Below are 18,823 nucleotides of genomic sequence, written 5' to 3'. Positions count from 1 at the left end.
GTTACTCCGGCAGCGGCCGACCGCGGTACAGCGCCTCGAAGGTGTCGAGCGTCCGGTTGATGTCGTGCACGGCGACCGCGTCGAGCGACGCCTGCTGCATGCGCGTGCGCTCCTCGGGTGCGGCCGTGAGCACGTCGGTCAGGCGCGCGGCGAGCTCGTCGGCGTTGCCCGGCTCGAAGAGGTAGCCGTTCTCGCCCTCGTGGACGAGGTGCGGGAGCGCCACCGCGTTCGCCGCCACGATCGGCAGACCGGATGCCATGGCCTCCATCGTCGCGATCGACTGCAGCTCCGCGATCGAGGCGATGGCGAAGACGCTGGCCCGCGAGTAGAGCGTGCGCAGGTCTTCTTCCGACGCATGGCCGTGGAACGTCACGCGCGAGGCGACACCGAGCTGCTGCGCGAGGGTCTCGAGTTTGGCGCGCTGGTCGCCACCGCCGACGACGTCGAACGTGACGTCGAGGGCGGGGTCGAGCTGCGAGAGGGCCTTCAGCACGACGTCGATGTGCTTCTCGGTCGTCAGACGCCCCACGAACAGGATGCGGTTGGCGTCGCGCGGGGTGAGGTCGGGGCGGTAGTTCGACCGGTCGATGCCGCACGAGATCGGGATGACCCCCGAGATGTCGATCGTCGACTCGAGGAAGTCCGCGGCCTTGCGCGTGGGCGTCGTGACCGCGCGCGTCATCTTGAACGTGCGCTCGGCGTCGGCCCACGCGAGCTTCACGAAGATGCGGTCGAGGAAGTCGGGGAGCGTGGTGAAGTCGAGGATGTTCTCGGCCATCACGTGGTTGGTCGCGATGACGGGGATGCCGCGCTTGCGCGCCTCGCGGGCGAGGCCTCGGCCGATGACGATGTGCGACTGGATGTGCACGACGTCGGGCTTGATCTCGTCGAGCAGGATCCGGGCGTAGTGCTTCGAACGCCACGGCAGCACGAAGGTGAGCCAGTCGTGCGGGAGGAAGCGGTACGCCGGGAGCCGGTGCATGGTCATCGGCTGATCTTCGATGACCTCGGTCGCCGTGCCGGCGTTGCCGTGGCCCACGCTCGGGGCGGCGACGTGCACGTCGTGGCCGCGAGCGACGAGGCCGGCGGCGAGGCGCTCGGCGAAACGCGCGGCGCCGTTCACGTGGGGGAGGAAGGTGTCGGCGCCGATGAGGATCCGCAGGGGGCGATCGGGGGCCGGCACCGCTTCGAGGGCAGCCGAAGGGTCGGTCGACGCGGCGGGCTCGGACGGATCGGCGGGCGTCGCAGGAGTGGTCACGAGGGGTGAGGCCTATCTATGCGGCGGTCGGTTCGCAGAGGCAGGTGCATGCGCCCGTCCACTGTACCCGAGCGGGTTTCGGGGCTCTGGGGCGCTCCACAGGTGTCGCACTGCCGGCCCGTGCGGAGCCCGGGCCGGCGCCCCCGTGGACCCCGACACGACGAAGCCCGCTCGGCGGGAGACCGAGCGGGCTTCGCGGCGGGGCGGGCGGGCGGCGTTACGGCTGTCCGTCGAGGCGCGCGTCGGGCGCGGGCACGCCCTGCGCGGGGCGCGGCGGCCCGTCGGTGCCGGCCGCAGCGGGGACCTCGGATGCCGCGGCCGCCAGCGCCGACACCACCACGGCGTCGTCGGTGGTCGGGGTGCGCTGCGGGTCGTCGGCCGACGACGCCTCGGCCCCGGTGGCGTCGAGGTCGGCGGTCGCCTGCTCGAACTGCGAGCGGTAGAGGCGGTAGTACGCGCCCTCGGTTGCGATGAGCTCGTCGTGCGAGCCCTTCTCGACGATGTCGCCGTGCTCCATCACGAGGATGAGGTCGGCGTCGCGGATGGTAGAGAGGCGGTGCGCGATCACGAACGAGGTGCGCCCCTCGCGCAACGCCGCCATGGCCTGCTGGAGCAGCAGCTCGGTGCGCGTGTCGACCGACGACGTGGCTTCGTCGAGGATCAGCACCGAGGGGCGGGCGACGAACGCCCGCGCGATCGTGATGAGCTGCTTCTCTCCCGCCGAGACGTTGGCGGCGTCTTCGTCGAGCACGGTGTCGTACCCCTCGGGGAGGGAGTGCACGAACTGGTCGACGCGCGTAGCGACGGCGGCCTCGACGATCTCTTCGTCGGTGGCGCTCTCGCGCCCGTAGCGGATGTTGTCGCGGATGGATCCGGCGAACAGCCACGGGTCCTGCAGGACCATGCCGGTGCGGGAGCGCACGTCGTCACGACGGAGTTCGGCGATGTCCTGCCCGTCGAGCAGGATGCGCCCGCCGTCGAGTTCGTAGAACCGCATGATCAGGTTGACCAGCGTGGTCTTGCCCGCACCGGTCGGACCCACGATGGCGACCGTCTGACCGGGTTCGACGCGGAACGACAGGTCGGTGATCAGGGGGCGATCGGGCGTATACGAGAACCGCACGTTCTCGAACTCGATCACTCCCCGGCCGTCGACGTGCGCCGGGGCATCGGCCGAGTCCGGCTCCTGCTCGTCGGCGTCGAGGAGGGCGAACACGCGCTCGGCCGAGGCGGTGCCCGACTGCACGACCGCGGCCATGCCACCCAGCTGCGATAGCGGCTGGGTGAACTGCTGCGAGTACTGGATGAAGGCCTGCACGTCGCCGAGGCGGATCTGCCCGCCGGCCACCATGAGACCGCCGAGAACGGCGATGCCGACGTAGGTGAGGTTTCCGACGAACATCATGCCCGGCATGATCATGCCGGAGAGGAACTGCGCCGTGAAGCTGGCCTGGTACAGCTCTTCGTTCTCGGCCTCGAACTTCTCGCGGGCGTCCTTCTCGCGGCCGTAGACCTTGACCAGCGCGTGGCCCGAGAACGACTCCTCGACGCGGGCGTTGAGGCGGCCGACCTTCTTCCACTGCTCGCCGAAGGCCTTCTGCGACTTCGGACCGATGACGCCGAAGATCACCGCCATGAGCGGCAGCGAGACGAGGGCCACGAGAGCGAGCTGCCACGAGATGGTGAACATCATGATGAGCACGCCCACCACGGTGAGCACCGACGTCAGCGCACTCGAGAGGGACTGCTGCATCGTCTGCGTGATGTTGTCGATGTCGTTGGTGACGCGCGAGATCAGCTCTCCACGCTGCACGCGGTCGAAGTACGACAGCGGCAGGCGGTTGATCTTGGCCTCGACGTCTTCGCGCAGGCGCCACATCGTGCGAACCATGATGACGTTGATGACGTACCCCTGGATCCACGACAGCAGCGACGAGCCGACGTAGATCGCGAGCACCGTCACGATGACGACGCGCAGGGCGTCGAAGTCGACCCCGGCACCGACGGAGAAGTTGCTCATCGCTCCGACGATGTTGGCGATGTCGTTCTGCCCGGCGGCCCGCAGGGCGTCGACCACCTCGGTCTGCGAGGTGCCGGCGGGGAACTGCTGCGCGAGTCCCTTCGACACGACGCCCTCGAAGATGATGTTCGTCGCGTCTCCGAGCACGCGCGGGGCGAGCACGGCGAGGACGACGCCGATGGCGCCGAGGATCGACACGAACACGAAAGCGGCAGCGTATGGCCGGAGGAGGCCGAGCAGGCGACGGAAGCTCGGGCCGAAGTTCGACGCCTTGCCGGGCGCGACGCTGTCCCAGCTGCCGGAGTTCACCCGCGCCTGCTCGGCGAGCTCGAGCTCTGCGCGTTCTTCTTCGGTGAGGGCGTCCACGGTGCTCATGCCTCGACCCCCAGCTGCGACTCGACGATCTCGCGATAGGTGGCGCTGGTGGCCAGGAGCTCATCGTGCGTACCCAGACCCGCCATTCGGCCGTCTTCGAGCACCACGATGCGGTCGGCGCCCGTGATGGTCGACACGCGCTGGGCCACGACGATCTTGGTCACCTCGGGGAGCTCGCGCCACAGAGCTTGTCGCAACCGAGCGTCGGTACTCAGGTCGAGCGCCGAGAACGAGTCGTCGAAGACCAGCACGGCCGGCCGGTGGACGATCGCCCGCGCGATGGCGAGGCGTTGGCGCTGGCCGCCCGAGACGTTCGTTCCGCCCTGGGCGATGCGCCCCTCGAGCTTTCCGTCCATCGCTTCGACGAAGTCGCGACCCTGCGCGATCTCGAGGGCATGCCACAGCTCATCGTCGGTGGCCTCTTCGCGGCCGAACCGCAGGTTGGACGCCACCGTGCCGCTGAACAGGAACGGCCGCTGCGGCACGAGACCGATGCTCTTCCACAGCACATCGAGGTCGGCCTCGCGAACGTCGACCCCGCCGACGCGCACGGCTCCCGAGGTCACGTCGAAGAGCCGCGGCAGCAGCGAGACGAGCGTCGTCTTGCCCGCACCCGTCGACCCCACGATCGCGACGGTCTCACCGGGACGTGCGGCGAAGCTGATTCCGGAGACGACGGGCGACTCGGCGCCCGGGTAGGCGAACGAGACGTCGTCGAACTGCACCGCGCCGGGCTCGGGCAGGCGCTCGACCGGGTTCGCCGGGCGTTCGAGCGTCGACCGGCTGTCGAGGACCTCGCCGATGCGCTCGGCCGAGACGGCGGCGCGCGGGATCATCACCGTCATGAAGCTGGCCATGAGGACGCCGCCCAGGATCTGCGCCACGTACTGGATGAAGGCGAACAGGGTGCCGATCTCGACCCCTCCGGCGTCGACCTGGATGCCACCGAACCAGATGACGCCCACCACCGTGACGTTCAGGACGAGCATCGCGAGGGGGAACAGCAGCACGAAGAGCGAACCGACCTTGCGGCCGACGACGAGGATGTCGGTGTTCGCCTCGCGGAAGCGCTCTTCTTCGATGCGCTCGCGGACGAAGGCGCGCACGACGCGCACGCCGGTGAGCTGCTCGCGCATGACGCGGTTCACGCCGTCGAGCTTGGTCTGGTAGCTGCGGAACAGCGGGACCATCCGCGCGATGATGAGCCCGGCCACGATCACCAGGACGGGCACGGCCACCGCGATGAGCCAGCTGAGCCCGACGTCTTGCTGCAGCGCCATGACGATGCCGCCGATGGCCAGCAGAGGGGCGCTGACCAGCATGGTGGCGCCCATCATCGCGAGCATCTGCACCTGCTGCACGTCGTTGGTGTTGCGGGTGATCAGCGACCCCGCGCCGAACTGCGACAGCTCGCGCTCGGAGAAGCCGCTCACGCGCTCGAACACGTCGAGGCGGATGTCGCGGCCCGCGGCCATCGCGGCCCGGGCGGCGAAGTAGGTGGCGATGACCGAGGCCACGATCTGGCCGAGCGAGATGACGAGCATGAGCCCGCCGCGCGACCAGATGAACCCGGTGTCGCCCCGGGCGACGCCGAGGTTGATGATGTCGGCGTTCAGTCGCGGCAGGTACAGCGTCGCGACCGCGGACGCGGCCTGGAAGACGAGGATGGCGACCAGCAGCCAGCGATAGCGCGAGAGATAGCGGATGAGGAGTTTGCCGAGCACGAGGCCCTCCGAGAGATCGACGCGGTCGCGATGACCGCGGAGTCCAGCCTGGCACTGACCTCCGACATCGGCGACCCCTCCCCGTGTGGGAGCGTTCTCTCGTCGCGAACGCGGCTCATCGGCATCCCCCTCTCAGGAGCCGGATCGTAGGCTGAGCCCATGTCTCGACTGCAGGCCGACGCTCCCGCCGACCTCTGGGTGCCCGTGACCGGCTCCCTCGGATTCCGCGGCCGACGCCACCGCAAGGCGGCGATCGGCATGCTGCTGAGCCAGGCCAATCAGGCCGCGGGCGCTGCTCCCCGCCCGGGCGGTGGAGCCTTCGCGTGGATCCTCAGCCAGGCGGCGCCCCTGCTCATGCGCCGCGCGGGCGGGCGCGTGCTCGTGTGGGTCTGGAAGAGCGACCCCGAACTGCTCGTCGTCATGGCGCAGCTGCAGGAGGCCACACCGCAGCTGCGCACGGCGCGGGCGATGATGCCGATGGAGTACGACGACACCGAGTCGTTCCGCAATCCGCACCTCGGCGTCGGCGAGAAGCTCGCGATGCCGCTGCCGAACGATCCCACCACTCCTCCGTTCGCCACGTACACGTGGGACACCGGCTCGCACTTCGTGACCGTCACGGCGGTGTGCTCGGACCGCCAGCGTTTCGGCACGGTGATCGACGAGGTGGATGCCGTGGCGCGCACGATCCGAGTGGTCGACGACCTGCAGGTCGGCGAGGCGCCGACCGTGTTGCGGATCGACCCGGCCTGAGCCGGGAGGGGCGGCTGAGCCCGTCGAAACCCGGCGCGCCCGCGGCATCCCGGCCCGTTTCGCCACGCCCAGGAACCTCGCACGGCGCACAGACCTCGCGCAGCGCGGGGCGGCGTCAGTCGCCGTGCATGTCGCGCGGACGCCACAGCACGATGTCGGTGGCTCGGCGCACGCGCGCTCCGTGGCGCAGCGTGACGACCGAACCGGTGGCCCCGGCCGCGAAGACGCGGGCACCGGGGCGCGACTGCCGCTCGATCGTGAGCTGACGCTCGAGGTCGTTCACGCGACGCGCGAGCTCGTGGACGCGCTCCTCGAGCGCGAGGAGGCGCGCGATGGCCGGCAGGCTCATCCCCTCGCCCGACAGGCGCGCGACCTCGCGCAACTGCTGGACGTGACGGCTCGAGTACCGCCGCGAACCGCCCTGGGTCCGCGCGGGCACGACGAGGCCGAGCCGGTCGTACTGCCGCAGGGTCTGCGGGTGCATGTTCGACAGCTCGGCGGCTGCGGCGATGGCGAAGATCGGGGCGTCTTCGTCGATCTCTCTTTCGGACACGTCTTCACCTCTTTCGTCGTGCCGGATGCGGGTGCCGGGTTCTCGGCATCCTGTCGTATCGGATGCCGAGAACCTCGGCGACGCGCGTGTGTCTATCGCGCCTTGGCCATGAGGTCGGCGCGGGGATTCTCTTTCGGCTCCAGTTCGTGGAACCGCTCGAGGGCCTCGCGCGCGGCATCGTCGAGATGCGTGGGCACCGCGACCTGGACCTCGGCGAGCAGGTCGCCGGTGCCCTTGGTGGTCGAGATCCCGCGACCCTTGACGCGCAACACGCGTCCCGAGGGGGTGCCGGGGGCCACGCGCAAGCGCACGGGGTCGCCGCCGAGCGTCGGAACCTCGATCGTCGCACCGAGAGCGGCCTCGGTGAAGGTGACCGGCACGGTGATGCGCAGGTTGAGTCCGTCGCGCGTGAAGACCGGGTGGGGGCGCACGGCGACGGTCACGACGATGTCGCCGCTCTCGCCACCGTCGGGGGACTTGCGTCCACGCCCGCGCAGCCGGATCTTCTGCCCGTCGGACACGCCGGCGGGGATCTTCACCTTGAACGGCACGTTGTCCTCGCCCGCGAGGGTGATGGTCTCACCCTTGGCCGCGGTGACGAAGTCGAGCGTCGTGCGGGCCGAGACGTCAGCGCCCTTCTGCGGGCCGCCGAAGCCGCGGAACCCTCCCGTCGTCTGACCGAACCGGCCGGAGCCGAAGCCGCCGCCCTGCTGATCGAACATCGTGAAGAAGTCGTCGAAGCCGCCCGACGGCGCCTGCCGCCCCTGACCGAACCGGCTGAAGACGTCGTCGAAGCCACCGCCCGCTCCGGCCCCGGGAGCCGAGAAGCGCGCCCCCGAGCCCATGGCCCGGATCTGGTCGTACTCCTCGCGCTGCTCGGGGTCGTTGAGCACCGAGTAGGCCTCGCTGATCTCCTTGAACTTCGCTTCGGCCTTCGCGTCTCCCGGGTTCGAGTCGGGGTGGTACTGGCGCGCGAGCTTGCGGTACGTCTTCTTCAGATCGGCAGCGCTGACGCTCTTGTCGACACCGAGGACTTTGTAGAAGTCCTTGTCGAACCAGTCCTGACTCGCCATGGGTCCTCCTATTCGGCCGGCACGGCGACGACGACCTTGGCCGGTCGCAGTTCGACCGAACCGAGGCGGTAGCCGACCTCGACGACCTCGAGGATCGTGGTCTCGGTCACGCCGGGGGTGGGGGCCTGGAAGATCGCCTCGTGCTGCTGCGGGTCGAACACGTCGCCCACGGCGCCGTACGACACCACACCGAGGCGCTCGGCCACGGCGCGCACCTTGTCGCCGATCGCCGAGAGCGGGCTGCCCTCGACGAGGTCACCGTGCTTGGCGGCGCGGTCGAGGTCGTCCATGACGGGCAGCAGGCCCTTCACGGCCTCGCCCTTGGCGCGCTCGATCTCGCGCTCGCGCTGCTCCTCGGTGCGCCGACGGTAGTTGGCGTACTCGGCCTGCAGGCGCTTGAGGTCGATCAGCAGCGAGGCCTCCTTGTCGGAGGATGCCCCCTCTGCAGCGGCCTCGGGCGTCTGCTCGGCGCCGAGGATGTCGTCGATGGTCAGGCCATCGGCATCCGTCCCTTCGGTCTGAGGCTGGTCGCCCGACGGCGCGGGGCCGGAGGTGTTCTCCTCCGGCCCCGTCTCGTCAGGACCGGCGCCCGAGCCCGTGGGCTGTTCGTCGTCCTTGTGTGCCATGTTCTCTGCTTACTTCTTGTTCTCGTCGGGGTTCTCGTCGTCGACGACCTCGGCGTCGATGACGTCTTCCTCGGGGTTCGGCGTCTCGCCGTTGCCGGGCTGGCCCACGTTGGGGTCGGCCTGCTCGCCCGCGGCCTGCGACGAGGCGTAGATGGCCTCGCCGAGCTTGCCCTGGCTGGCGTTCAGCTTGTCGAACGCGGTCTTGACCGCGTCGTCGTCGTCACCGGCGAGAGCCGTCTTGAGAGCGTCGACATCGCCCTGCACCTCGGTCTTGACCTCGGCGGGGAGCTTGTCGTCGTTCTCCTTGATCAGCTTCTCGATCGAGTACGACAGGGTCTCGGCCTGGTTGCGGGTCTCGGCGGACTCGCGGCGCTTCTTGTCGTCGGCCGCGTTCTCTTCGGCCTCGCGCACCATGCGCTCGATGTCCTCCTTGGGCAGCGAGGAGCCGCCCGTGATGGTCATCGACTGCTCCTTGCCGGTGCCCTTGTCCTTCGCCGAGACGTGCACGATGCCGTTCGCGTCGATGTCGAAGGTGACCTCCACCTGCGGGATGCCGCGGGGAGCCGGCGCGATGCCGGTGAGCTCGAAGGTACCGAGCGGCTTGTTGTCGCGGGTGAACTCGCGCTCGCCCTGGAAGACCTGGATCGCGACCGACGGCTGGTTGTCGTCGGCGGTGGTGAAGGTCTCGCTGCGCTTGGTCGGGATGGCCGTGTTGCGCTCGATGAGCTTGGTCATGATGCCGCCCTTGGTCTCGATGCCGAGGCTCAGGGGGGTGACGTCGATGAGCAGCACGTCCTTGCGCTCGCCCTTGAGGACACCGGCCTGGAGGGCTGCGCCCACGGCCACGACCTCGTCGGGGTTCACGCCCTTGTTGGCGTCCTTACCGGTCTCCTTCTTGACCAGCTCGGCGACCGCGGGCATGCGGGTCGAGCCGCCGACGAGCACCACGTGGGCGATGTCGTCGACCTTGACGCCAGCCTCGCGGATGACGTCGGAGAAGGGCTTGCGGGTGCGGTCGAGGAGGTCCTTGGTGAGGTCCTCGAACTTGGCGCGCGTGAGGGTCTCGCTGAGCGAGACGGGGCCCGAGTCGGTGAGCGACAGGTAGGGCAGGTTGATGCTGGTCGAGGTCGAGCTCGACAGCTCCTTCTTGGCCTGCTCGGCCGCTTCCTTCAGACGCTGGAGGGCGATCTTGTCGCCCGAGACGTCGACACCGGTCGTGTCCTTGAACTGCTTGATGAGGTAGTCGACGACGCGCTGGTCCCAGTCGTCTCCACCGAGGCGGTTGTCACCCGAGGTGGCGCGCACCTGGATGGTGGAGAAGTCGTCGTCCTTGCCCACCTCGAGCAGCGAGACGTCGAACGTTCCGCCACCGAGGTCGAAGACGAGGATGAGCTCGTCTTCCTTGCCCTTGTCGAGGCCGTACGCGAGGGCCGCGGCGGTGGGCTCGTTGATGATGCGCAGCACGTTGAGGCCCGCGATCTCACCGGCCTCCTTGGTGGCCTGACGCTCGGCGTCGTTGAAGTACGCGGGGACGGTGATGACCGCATCGGTCACGCTGTCACCGAGGTACTCCTCGGCGTCGCGCTTGAGCTTCTGCAGGATGCGGGCCGAGATCTCCTGCGGCGTCCACTTCTTGCCGTCGACGTCGAAGCTCCAGGTGGTGCCCATGTGGCGCTTCACGCTGGAGATGGTGCGGTCGACGTTGGTGACGGCCTGGCGCTTGGCGGTCTCGCCGACGAGCACCTCGCCGTCCTTCGTGTAGGCGACGACCGAGGGGGTCGTGCGGAAACCCTCGGCGTTGGCGATGACCTTGGGCTCGCCACCCTCGAGCACGCTCACGACGGAGTTGGTCGTACCGAGGTCGATTCCCACTGCACGGGGCATATGTGTCTCCTTGCTTGTGAGCGCGGCCGTTGCCGCACTCGGGGTTCTGGTGAAAGTCTCTGCGCGGGTTGAGCCGCGATGACTCAAGGTTATCGGAGCCCGTTCGCGAGGTCAAGGCGACTTGATATGAATTGGCTCAACTTCCGGATGCCACCTAGCTCGGTCGCCCCGCGCGCCCACCCGCGCGCGGCCCCGGGCTCTTCTGCGCAGCGCCGTGTCACGGCATCCCTCCACCCATGTCCCCATCTGCGCAGACCATGTCCCAAAATGGGCGGCCCACGCGCACCCCAGGCAGCCAAAAGTGGGACATGGTCCGCCTGAGGCGCCCGCCATCCCATCACGCACGACGCCCCCGCACCCTCACCGGGGTACGGGGGCGTCGAACGGATGCCGTGGACTCAGTCGCGGTCGCGATCGCGGCGCTGCGGCCGGTCGCTGCGCTTGGCCGAACGGCCGCCCTGGTCGAGGCGCAGGTCGATGAGCTGGCCCGAGATGCGGGTGTCGGCGAGGCGGTCTATCGTGTCGTTCGACAGGTCGACGGGCAGCTCGACGAGCGAGAAGTCCTGACGGATCTGGATCGCACCGAAGTCGTTTCGGCGCAGACCACCCTCGTTCGCGAGGGCGCCGACGATCTGACGGGGCTCGACGCGCTGACGACGACCCACCGCGATGCGGTACGTCGCGAAGCGACCCGAGGAGTCGCGACGCGGACCGCCGTCGCGGGATCCTCCCTCGCGAGAACCGGAGTCGCGCGCGGGGCGGTCGTTGTCGAACCGCTGCTGGCGGAAGGCCTCGGCCTCGAGCAGCAGCGGGGTGTCGCCCTGGGCGACCACGGCGAGGGCCGCGGCCACGTCGGCCTCGGGCACGTCGTGGTGCGACACGTAGTGGGCCACCACGTCGCGGAACGTCGCGATCGCGGCGGTGTCCTCGAGGGCCGTAGTGATGGCGTCGTCGAAGCGCGTGAGGCGCGTGGCGTTGACGTCGTCGACGCTCGGCAGCGACATCTCGGTCAGCGGCTGGCGCGTGGCCTTCTCGATCGCGGTGAGCATGCGGCGCTCGCGCGGCGTGACGAAGCTGATCGCATCTCCCGTGCGTCCGGCACGGCCCGTGCGGCCGATGCGGTGCACGTACGACTCGGTGTCGATGGGCAGGTCGTAGTTGACGACATGACTGATGCGGTCGACGTCGAGACCGCGCGCGGCCACGTCGGTGGCGACGAGGATGTCGAGCTTGCCGCTCTTGAGCTGGTTGACCGTGCGCTCGCGCTGCACCTGGGCCACATCGCCGTTGATCGCGGCGGCGGTGTAACCGCGGGCGCGCAGCTTCTCGGCGACCGTCTCGGTCTCGTTCTTGGTGCGGGTGAAGACGATCATGCCCTCGAAGTTCTCGACCTCGAGGATGCGCGTGAGGGCGTCGATCTTCTGCTGGTACGACACGATCAGGTAGCGCTGGGTGATGTTGGTCGAGGTCGCGGTCTTGGTCTTGACCGTGATCTCTTCGGGATCGTTGAGGTACTGCGCCGAGATGCGACGGATCTGCGCGGGCATAGTCGCCGAGAACAGCGCGACCTGCTTGGTCGAGGGGGTGTCGGCGAGGATCGTCTCGACGTCTTCGGCGAAGCCCATCTTGAGCATCTCGTCGGCCTCGTCGAGCACGAGGTACTTCAGCTCGCTCAGGTCGAGGGTGCCCTTGTCGAGGTGGTCCATGATGCGGCCGGGGGTGCCCACGACGATGTCGACGCCGCGGCGCAGGGCCGACAGCTGCTGGCCGTAGCCCTGGCCGCCGTAGACGGGGAGCACCGAGACGCCCTTGATGTGCGCGGCGTACTTCTCGAACGCCTCGCACACCTGCAGCGCGAGCTCGCGGGTGGGCGCGAGCACGAGGGCCTGCGGATTCTTGCGCCCGGTCTCCATCTGCGACAGCACGGGCAGCGCGAAGGCGGCGGTCTTACCGGTTCCGGTCTGGGCGAGGCCGACGACGTCGCGGCCCTGCAGCAGCACGGGGATCGTGGCCGCCTGGATCGCGGACGGGGTCTCGTAGCCCACGTCTTTCAGGGCCTTGAGCACAGCGGCATCCAGTCCCAGATCGGCGAAGGTGAGCTTCTCGGGAGTGGTCTCGGCTTCAGCGGAGTCGACGGGGGTTTCGGATGCCATGCCTCCACGGTAGTCTCCTCCGCGCTCTCGCGCGGGCCGGGGTCTAACCTGAACCCGCGCGCCGACGACGGCGCGGCTGCCTCCCCGGCCGTACCGGGCGTTCACCGAAGGACCCTAGCGTGACCGACATGTCCTCCCCCGGAACCACCGCAGCCCCCGCCACCGACCGTCGACCGGTGATCGCCTGGGCCCTCTGGGACTGGGGGTCGGCGGCGTTCAACGCGGTCGTGACGACCTTCGTCTTCAGCACTTATCTGGCCAGCCAGCTCTTCGTCGACCCGACGATCGTGGCCGCCGCGAACGGGAGCGACAAGGACCCGGCCCTCGTGCGCGCCCTCGCCGACAACGCGAGCCTGGTGGGTGTCGCGCTGATGATCGCGGGGATCGTGGTGGCCCTGGTCGCCCCGGTGCTCGGTCAGCGCTCCGATGGAACCGGCCGCCGCAAGCTCTGGCTCGGCATCAACACCGGCCTCGTCGTGCTGGCCATGGCGGCGATGGTGTTCGTCGAGGGCACCCCCGGGTTCCTCGTGCTGGGCGCGACCCTGATCGCGGTCGGCAACGTCTTCTTCGAGTTCGCGAGCGTCAACTACTACGCGATGCTGACGCAGGTCTCCACCCGCGAGAACATCGGCCGCGTCTCGGGCTTCGGCTGGGGGATGGGCTACGTCGGCGGCATCGTGCTGCTCCTTCTGCTGCTGGTGCTCTTCATCCAGAGCTTCGGAGATCCGGATGCCGGTGGGCTCCTCGCCGTGACCAAGGAGGGTGGATGGAACATCCGCCTCGCCGTCTTGGCATCCGCGCTCTGGTTCGGTGCGTTCGCGATCCCGGTGCTGCTGCGCGTTCCGGAGATCCCCGCCCGCAGCCGCCAGGTGCGGGTCGGTTTCTTCCGCTCCTACGTGGTGTTGTGGGGCACGCTGCGTTCGCTCTGGCGCGACAGCCGGGAGGTACTGCTCTTCCTCGTGGCGAGTGCCGTCTTCCGCGACGGGCTCGCCGGCGTCTTCACCTTCGGCGCGATCATCGCCGCGCAGGTGTTCGGCTTCAGCTCGACGCAGGTCTTGTACTTCGCGGTGGCGGCGAACGTGGTGGCGGGGGTGAGCACGTTCGTCGCGGGCCGCTTCGACGATCGGTTCGGCCCGAAGCGCGTCATCGTCATCTCACTGATCGGACTCATCGTGCTCGGCGGGGCCGTCCTCTTCATCGGGACGTCGCAGGGCGCCTTCTGGATCACCGGCCTCGGCCTGTGCGCCTTCGTCGGCCCCGTCCAGTCGGCGAGCCGGTCCTTCCTCGCCCGCGTCGCTCCTGAGGGGCGCGAGGGTGAGATCTTCGGTCTCTACGCCACGACGGGTCGCGCCGTGTCGTTCCTCGCTCCCGGGCTGTTCGCCCTGTTCGTGGGCATCACGGGCGACACGCGTCTCGGCATCCTGGGCATCGTGCTGATCCTCGGCGCGGGATTGCTGCTGCTCATCCCGGTGAAGGCGAAGCCGGCCGTCATCGTCTGACCCGCCGGGAGAACGACGTCAGTCGCGCGGCCAGGAGTCGGCGAATTTCGCCAGCAGACGCGCGAACTCCACCCGCTCGGCGTCGGTGAAGGATTCGAGCGCGGAGCGCACGGCATCCCGTCGACGTCCGCGGAAACCGGATACGAGCCCCTCCCCCTCGGGGGTGAGGCGCACACGCGTGCGGCGGGCGTCGTCGGGGTCGGGCTCGCGCACGACCAGTCCCATCTGCGCCGCCTGCTGCACGAGTCGCGATGCGCGGGGTTGATCGACGCCCACGGCTTCGCCGATCTCGCTGACGGACAGCGACCCGGATGCCGCGATCAACGCGTCGAGCATGCGCAGCCGCGCGGGGCCGCCGAAGCGCCCGTGCGCGGGATCGGCGACCCAGGGCGGAGCGCCCCGCCCCCACGGCCCCCCGTGCCCGCCGCCGTGTTCACCGTGCGGGTGGTGGTGGCCGTCAGCCGCGAAGGGCGGCCGCGGTCGTCGTCCACGCAGGCGCCCGAGGGCGGCGGCGATCTCGTCGGCGGGGTCGGTGGACATGAGGAGATTTTACATGTCGCTTGACAAGCATCCGGAATACATGTCACAGTACATTCGTTGTCACATGACATGCAATGGCGGATCGACCGCCGACGAAAGGACCCCTCCATGAACACCCCCACCCCCTCAGATCCCCGCAGCCTCGCCCACCGCCTCACGACGGTCGGCCACGCGCTGCACCACCGCCTGTTCGCACAGCTGCGCGACAGCGACCTGCACCCGAAGACCGTGATGGTCCTCTCCGTGATCGACGGGCGCCTCGACGCCCCGTGGATCAGCGACCGCATCGCCCGCGGCGGAAAGCGCATCAGCGCCCTCGCCGACCGGGGATGGATCGCCCCCGCCGGCGACGGCTGGACGCTCACCGACGAGGGTCGTCAGGTCCTCGATCGAGTGGATGCCGACCGCCAGGCGCTTCTCTCCCAGGTCCCGGCCGACGAGATCGAGCGCCTCAACGCCGCTCTCGACGCGATCTCCGCCACCCTCGGGCTCGACGAGGACGCCGAGACGGCAGGCCCGCGGGGACCCCGCGGGTTCGGCTTCGGTCCCGGCCCGTTCGGCCCCGGCTCGGGCCGCGGATTCGGCCCCGGCATGCGCGGCGGCCCCCGCTTCGGCGGCGGCGAGCGCGACCACCGACGCGGTGACGGCGGCAACGCCCACCACGGCTTCGGACCCCGCCACGGCGGACACACCGACGGGCACCGGCCCGACGGCGACCACGCAGCCGCGGACGGCTCCGGCGCGCACGGCGAGCACCGCCACGGCCACCCCGGCCACCCCGGCCACCGGCACGAGCGCGGACACCGCGCGGCGGAGCGCGCCTACGAGCGCGGTTTCGACGCCGGATTCATCCGTGGGCGCGAGTCCGCGGCATCCGAGTGATCATCGAGAACACGACGCGGCGGGACCTCCCTCGGGAGCCCGCCGCGTCGTCGTTTCGTCAGCGTCCCGCGGAACCCGCGTCGGTCGAACCGACGTCGGTGCGGTGGAAGTTCAGCGCCGACCGCGAGGCCGTCGGTCCGCGCTGCCCCTGGTAGCGGTTGCCGTAGGGGCCGGAGCCGTAGGGGTTCTCGGCCGGCGAGGTGAGCCGGAAGTAGCAGACCTGCCCGATCTTCATGCCGGGCCACAGCTTGATCGGCAGCGTCGCGACGTTCGACAGCTCCAGGGTGACGTGGCCCGAGAAACCCGGGTCGATGAATCCCGCGGTGGAGTGCGTGAGCAGCCCCAGGCGCCCGAGCGACGACTTGCCCTCGAGGCGCGCGGCGACGTCGTCGGGCAGGCTCACGCGCTCGAACGTCGATCCGAGCGCGAACTCCCCCGGGTGAAGGATGAACGGCTCGTCGGGCTCGACCTCGATGAGGCGGGTGAGCTCGGGCTGATCCTCGGCCGGGTCGATGAAGGGGTACTTGTGGTTGTCGAACAACCGGAAGTACCGGTCGAGGCGCACGTCGACGCTCGAGGGCTGGACCATGGCCGGGTCGAAGGGCTCGAGGCCGAGGCGCTTCGCGTCGAGTTCGGCCCGGATGTCGCGATCGGAGAGCAGCACGGCCCCAGCCTAGGGGCGGGGCCCGCGCCGGTGCTGCCTGTTTCGCCCCGTTCGCCCGGGTGGGCCGCGTCGAGGGGACCGGGGTTCGTCTCGCGTGTGGTGCGCGAGGACGTATCCGTTCGCCGAGAACGCACGCCCTCGCACGCAAAGGAACGCGCACTCGACGAACGGGTGCGGTTTCGCCGGTGGATGCGGTCTCGGGGCGGATGCCGAGGGATGCCGCGCGGACGCTGTTATGCTGGCCGGGTCGCCGCAAGGCGCACGGGGCTGTAGTTCAATGGCAGAACTTCTGCTTCCCAAGCAGATAGCGCGGGTTCGATTCCCGTCAGCCCCTCAAAGGTCCGGTTCATCGCCTTGGCGATGGAACGGACCTTTTGTGTGGGTGCCGTAGGAACCGAACCCGCAGCGGGTGGGCCCACGCCGCCAGAGGCTCCGCGCGCTGCGCAGCGGCGCGTGGAGAGGCGGTGGGGACGATTCCCGTCAGCCCCTCAAAAGCCCTCACGGGTGGCCATCGGCCGCCCGGGAGGGCTTTCGTGTTGCCGTGAAGCGAACCCTTGGGTGGGCCCGCGTCGACAGAGACGAGGCGGCCGCGCCGCCGCGCGTCAACCCCTCCCGGCCACGTCGCCGCGACCCGCCAGGGTGGGGACCGACGAAGGGGGACGTCATGACAGAGATCTCGGAAGATCGAACGGATGCCGCGGGGATCGAGAGGCCGGGACTGCCGTTCTGGGTGAAGGCGCTCGGGTGGCTGCAGGTCGTCGCGATCGCGCTCATCGTGGTGGCATTCATCGCCCTGCAGGTCGTGCAGGCGCAGTCCACCGGTGTGAATTACACCGCTGCGGCGCTGGCGATCATCTTCGCCCTTCCTCTGCTGGTCGTGTGGCAGCAGCCCGTCCTCGCGGCCGTGGTCGCGATCGTGCTCGTCATCGGAGCGGCATTCGGTGTCCGCTTCCGCCGCGGTCGGATGAGCGTGGGCGAGGCAATCTGGGGTTACGCGCTGCTGGCGTGGACGCTGTTCTGGGTCGCGATGTGCGTTGTGGGCGCCGCCAGGATCTTCGGCAGCGTGATGGGCTGAGGCCCGAGGCCGTGGCATCCGGTCGGGGTTTCTCCACAGGGCGAAGCGCCGAAAACGACCCGCCGCTCCGCGGAATTACGCGCGTGTAGTTTCGAACACGTTAACGAATGACGGGCTTATCCACACCTATTTGCACAGGCGGTGCCGGTTTCCACACACACTTTCCACAAAGTTATCCACAGCTGTGGAGACGACTGTTCGCCGGTGTGCACGACTCGGATGCGCCGCGCCTGCCGCATGGGAATCGTGAGGATCCTCGCGGGGCGGATCCGGCGGGCGCACCATCGTTCCGTGCGATCGAACACCGGCTCCCCCTCTCACGTCAGCGGCACCTGGGGCTCGTACGAACGTCGGCTGAGCGGACACGGGCTCGTCGTCGAGCATCTGCGGGTCCTCCCCCCGAACGGCACCCCCGAGGAGCGCCTCGCCTGGAACGCCGCCGTCATCTGGCCCACCATCGGCTTCTTCTGCGGGATCGCCGCAGCCGTCGTCGCGCACCACGCCGCCTCCGTCTCGGGGAGCGTGGCGTTCGGCGCGGCCGTGTGGCTCGGACCGTGGGCGTGGCTGGTGTGGAGGAGCCGACCGTTCGCGCGTCGCGTGCGCGAGTCCTGGCAGATCAGCGGCGCGGGAGCATGGATGACCGACGCCTCACCGCTGCGCGATCACGCGGAACGACTGGACGAGGCCGGGCGATGGACTGCCGTCACGGGGAGCCGCGCGCACCTGATGCTCACGTGGGGCGACGTCTACACGGCGCTGTCGCCCGCGCCAAGGCGCATTCCCGCCACTCTCGTGGAGCACATGACCGCAGGGCGTCCGGCGGGATCCTGACTCGTGCCGGCCGTCACGTGCGCAGGTGCGAGGCGCCGTTCAGATCGAGGATCGTTCCCGACGCCCACTGCGAGCCGGGCGCGCTGAGGTACACCACGGCATCCGCCACCTCTTCGGGCGTGGCCACGCGACCGAAGGGACTTTGATCCCGGATGCCGTCGCCCTCCGCCCCGGTCAGCTTCTGCTGCTGCCGGGCGGTGCCGACGAAGCCGGGGGCGACGCTCGTGACCGCGATGCCGTGGGGCGCGAGGGCGACGGCGAGGGACTGGCCCATCGCGTGCAGGCCCGCCTTCGCCGCACCGTAGGCGGGGAACTCCGGCTCGCCGCGGAAGGCGCCGCGCGAGCCGACGTTCACGATCGACCCCGGCAGTCCCCGCTCGATCAGCGATCGCGCGACGAGGAAGGCCATGTTCGCGGGGGCGTGCAGGTCGACGTCGACCATCCGCTCCCATGTGCGATGCCAGGTGGCGTAGTCGACGGTCGCGATCGGGTGCGAGGTCTCGGGGCTCGGGGCGATCGCGGCGTTGTTCACCAGGACGTCTATGCGTCCGAACGCCGTGAGGACGTCGCCGACCACGCGCTCCGCCGTCGCCGGGTCGGATAGGTCGCCGCCGACAAGCGTGTGCCCGTCTCCGGGGAGCAGGGCGAGTGTCTCTTCGGCAGCGGCGCGGTCGTGGCCGTAGTGGACGACGACGCGGTCGCCGCGCGCGGCGAGGGCGACGGCGATGGCTCGGCCGATCCCGCGCGAGGCGCCGGTGACGAGGGAGTGCAGCATGCCCCCATCCTCCCGGTACCAGCGTCCGGGCGGCACCGCGAAACGGCGGGCCGCCCGAACTGTCCGGGGCTCACGCACCGGGGCGATGAACCGGTCGCGTCCGGTGCGGAGGACCCACGCTACGTCCGAGCGCGGGAG

Annotated in this window: 16 protein-coding genes and 1 tRNA gene; 6 read left to right on the top strand and 11 right to left on the bottom strand. The window is 69.7% G+C overall.

From position 1 onward, the window contains the following. Position 1: 1 nt before the first annotated feature. The 3 genes from BLS25_RS04890 to BLS25_RS04880 all read right to left on the bottom strand — a co-directional run bounded on the left by BLS25_RS04890 (position 2) and on the right by BLS25_RS04880 (position 5,377). Positions 2–1,258, bottom strand: coding sequence for a glycosyltransferase (locus tag BLS25_RS04890; RefSeq protein ID WP_074694629.1), 1,257 nt, complete (start codon positions 1,256–1,258; stop codon positions 2–4). 217 nt (positions 1,259–1,475) lie between these two features. Beyond that, a complete protein-coding gene (locus tag BLS25_RS04885; protein ID WP_256335536.1) occupies positions 1,476–3,653 on the bottom strand; it encodes an ABC transporter ATP-binding protein in 2,178 nt (725 codons plus the stop codon). Further along, on the bottom strand, positions 3,650–5,377 hold the full coding sequence (locus BLS25_RS04880; RefSeq protein WP_074694628.1) for an ABC transporter ATP-binding protein: 1,728 nt from the start codon (positions 5,375–5,377) through the stop codon (positions 3,650–3,652). The genes BLS25_RS04885 and BLS25_RS04880 overlap by 4 nt, the downstream gene beginning before the upstream one ends. Positions 5,378–5,536: 159 nt before the next feature. Between BLS25_RS04880 and BLS25_RS04875 the strand changes: the two genes are divergently transcribed. After that, positions 5,537–6,130: a hypothetical protein gene (locus tag BLS25_RS04875; protein WP_056224715.1), complete on the top strand. Its 594-nt coding sequence runs from the start codon at positions 5,537–5,539 to the stop codon at positions 6,128–6,130. A gap of 115 nt (positions 6,131–6,245) precedes the next feature. On the opposite strand, the gene BLS25_RS04870 is transcribed toward BLS25_RS04875, so the two are convergent. The 5 genes from BLS25_RS04870 to BLS25_RS04850 form a co-directional block, all read right to left on the bottom strand. Continuing rightward, complete coding sequence (locus BLS25_RS04870) at positions 6,246–6,683, bottom strand: heat shock protein transcriptional repressor HspR (protein ID WP_056224717.1); 438 nt, start codon at positions 6,681–6,683, stop codon at positions 6,246–6,248. Between the two features lie 92 nt (positions 6,684–6,775). Further along, positions 6,776–7,756 carry a DnaJ C-terminal domain-containing protein gene (locus BLS25_RS04865; RefSeq protein ID WP_056224719.1) on the bottom strand — a complete coding sequence of 327 codons (981 nt, stop codon included), beginning with the start codon at positions 7,754–7,756 and terminating at the stop codon, positions 6,776–6,778. Between the two features lie 8 nt (positions 7,757–7,764). After that, positions 7,765–8,382, bottom strand: coding sequence for a nucleotide exchange factor GrpE (locus BLS25_RS04860; RefSeq protein WP_074694627.1), 618 nt, complete (start codon positions 8,380–8,382; stop codon positions 7,765–7,767). 9 nt (positions 8,383–8,391) lie between these two features. Then, positions 8,392–10,266: a molecular chaperone DnaK gene (dnaK, locus tag BLS25_RS04855; protein ID WP_074694626.1), complete on the bottom strand. Its 1,875-nt coding sequence runs from the start codon at positions 10,264–10,266 to the stop codon at positions 8,392–8,394. Between the two features lie 398 nt (positions 10,267–10,664). After that, positions 10,665–12,419, bottom strand: a complete 1,755-nt coding sequence (locus BLS25_RS04850) for a DEAD/DEAH box helicase (protein WP_074694625.1) — start codon at positions 12,417–12,419, stop codon at positions 10,665–10,667. Positions 12,420–12,547: 128 nt separating this feature from the next. On the opposite strand from BLS25_RS04850, the gene BLS25_RS04845 reads away from it, so the two are divergent. Beyond that, a complete protein-coding gene (locus tag BLS25_RS04845) occupies positions 12,548–13,918 on the top strand; it encodes an MFS transporter (RefSeq protein WP_074694812.1) in 1,371 nt (456 codons plus the stop codon). Positions 13,919–13,936: 18 nt separating this feature from the next. Here BLS25_RS04845 and BLS25_RS04840 read toward each other — a convergent pair whose 3' ends face one another. Beyond that, positions 13,937–14,458, bottom strand: coding sequence for a MarR family winged helix-turn-helix transcriptional regulator (locus BLS25_RS04840; RefSeq protein WP_074694624.1), 522 nt, complete (start codon positions 14,456–14,458; stop codon positions 13,937–13,939). A 108-nt stretch (positions 14,459–14,566) separates the two neighbouring features. Here BLS25_RS04840 and BLS25_RS04835 point away from each other — a divergent pair, with 108 nt between their 5' ends. Beyond that, the gene (locus tag BLS25_RS04835) at positions 14,567–15,340 is read left to right on the top strand and encodes a MarR family winged helix-turn-helix transcriptional regulator (RefSeq protein WP_074694623.1); all 774 of its coding nucleotides are present in this window, start codon (positions 14,567–14,569) and stop codon (positions 15,338–15,340) included. Between the two features lie 58 nt (positions 15,341–15,398). Here BLS25_RS04835 and dcd read toward each other — a convergent pair whose 3' ends face one another. Further along, positions 15,399–16,004, bottom strand: coding sequence for a dCTP deaminase (gene dcd / locus BLS25_RS04830; protein ID WP_056224730.1), 606 nt, complete (start codon positions 16,002–16,004; stop codon positions 15,399–15,401). A 263-nt stretch (positions 16,005–16,267) separates the two neighbouring features. On the opposite strand from dcd, the gene BLS25_RS04825 reads away from it, so the two are divergent. The 3 genes from BLS25_RS04825 (at position 16,268) to BLS25_RS04815 (ending at position 17,910) form a co-directional block, all read left to right on the top strand. After that, a tRNA-Gly gene (locus tag BLS25_RS04825) sits at positions 16,268–16,338 on the top strand. 330 nt (positions 16,339–16,668) lie between these two features. Further along, positions 16,669–17,079 (top strand): hypothetical protein, encoded by a 411-nt coding sequence (locus BLS25_RS04820; RefSeq protein ID WP_074694622.1) that lies wholly within the window; start codon positions 16,669–16,671, stop codon positions 17,077–17,079. Positions 17,080–17,370: 291 nt separating this feature from the next. Further along, positions 17,371–17,910, top strand: a complete 540-nt coding sequence (locus BLS25_RS04815; RefSeq protein WP_074694621.1) for a DUF6611 family protein — start codon at positions 17,371–17,373, stop codon at positions 17,908–17,910. 13 nt (positions 17,911–17,923) lie between these two features. On the opposite strand, the gene BLS25_RS04810 is transcribed toward BLS25_RS04815, so the two are convergent. Next, positions 17,924–18,685 carry an SDR family NAD(P)-dependent oxidoreductase gene (locus BLS25_RS04810; RefSeq protein ID WP_074694620.1) on the bottom strand — a complete coding sequence of 254 codons (762 nt, stop codon included), beginning with the start codon at positions 18,683–18,685 and terminating at the stop codon, positions 17,924–17,926. Positions 18,686–18,823 lie beyond the last annotated feature (138 nt).

The sequence above is a fragment of the Microbacterium testaceum StLB037 genome (assembly GCF_900104345.1).
GTDB lineage: Bacteria > Actinomycetota > Actinomycetes > Actinomycetales > Microbacteriaceae > Microbacterium > Microbacterium testaceum_A.
The sequence above is the reverse complement of the archived record's forward strand: the minus strand, read 5'-3'. Positions and strand labels throughout refer to the sequence as shown.

Bases quoted from the DNA above. Each gene is read 5' to 3' on its own strand.
- BLS25_RS04885 (WP_256335536.1), bottom strand. From the start codon at position 3,653: ATGAGCACCGTGGACGCCCTCACCGAAGAAGAACGCGCAGAGCTCGAG.
- BLS25_RS04875 (WP_056224715.1), top strand. From the start codon at position 5,537: ATGTCTCGACTGCAGGCCGACGCTCCCGCCGACCTCTGGGTGCCCGTG.
- BLS25_RS04865 (WP_056224719.1), bottom strand. From the start codon at position 7,756: ATGGCGAGTCAGGACTGGTTCGACAAGGACTTCTACAAAGTCCTCGGT.
- BLS25_RS04860 (WP_074694627.1), bottom strand. From the start codon at position 8,382: ATGGCACACAAGGACGACGAACAGCCCACGGGCTCGGGCGCCGGTCCT.
- dnaK (WP_074694626.1), bottom strand. From the start codon at position 10,266: ATGCCCCGTGCAGTGGGAATCGACCTCGGTACGACCAACTCCGTCGTG.
- BLS25_RS04850 (WP_074694625.1), bottom strand. From the start codon at position 12,419: ATGGCATCCGAAACCCCCGTCGACTCCGCTGAAGCCGAGACCACTCCC.
- BLS25_RS04845 (WP_074694812.1), top strand. From the start codon at position 12,548: ATGTCCTCCCCCGGAACCACCGCAGCCCCCGCCACCGACCGTCGACCG.
- BLS25_RS04840 (WP_074694624.1), bottom strand. From the start codon at position 14,458: ATGTCCACCGACCCCGCCGACGAGATCGCCGCCGCCCTCGGGCGCCTG.
- BLS25_RS04835 (WP_074694623.1), top strand. From the start codon at position 14,567: ATGAACACCCCCACCCCCTCAGATCCCCGCAGCCTCGCCCACCGCCTC.
- BLS25_RS04820 (WP_074694622.1), top strand. From the start codon at position 16,669: ATGACAGAGATCTCGGAAGATCGAACGGATGCCGCGGGGATCGAGAGG.
- BLS25_RS04810 (WP_074694620.1), bottom strand. From the start codon at position 18,685: ATGCTGCACTCCCTCGTCACCGGCGCCTCGCGCGGGATCGGCCGAGCC.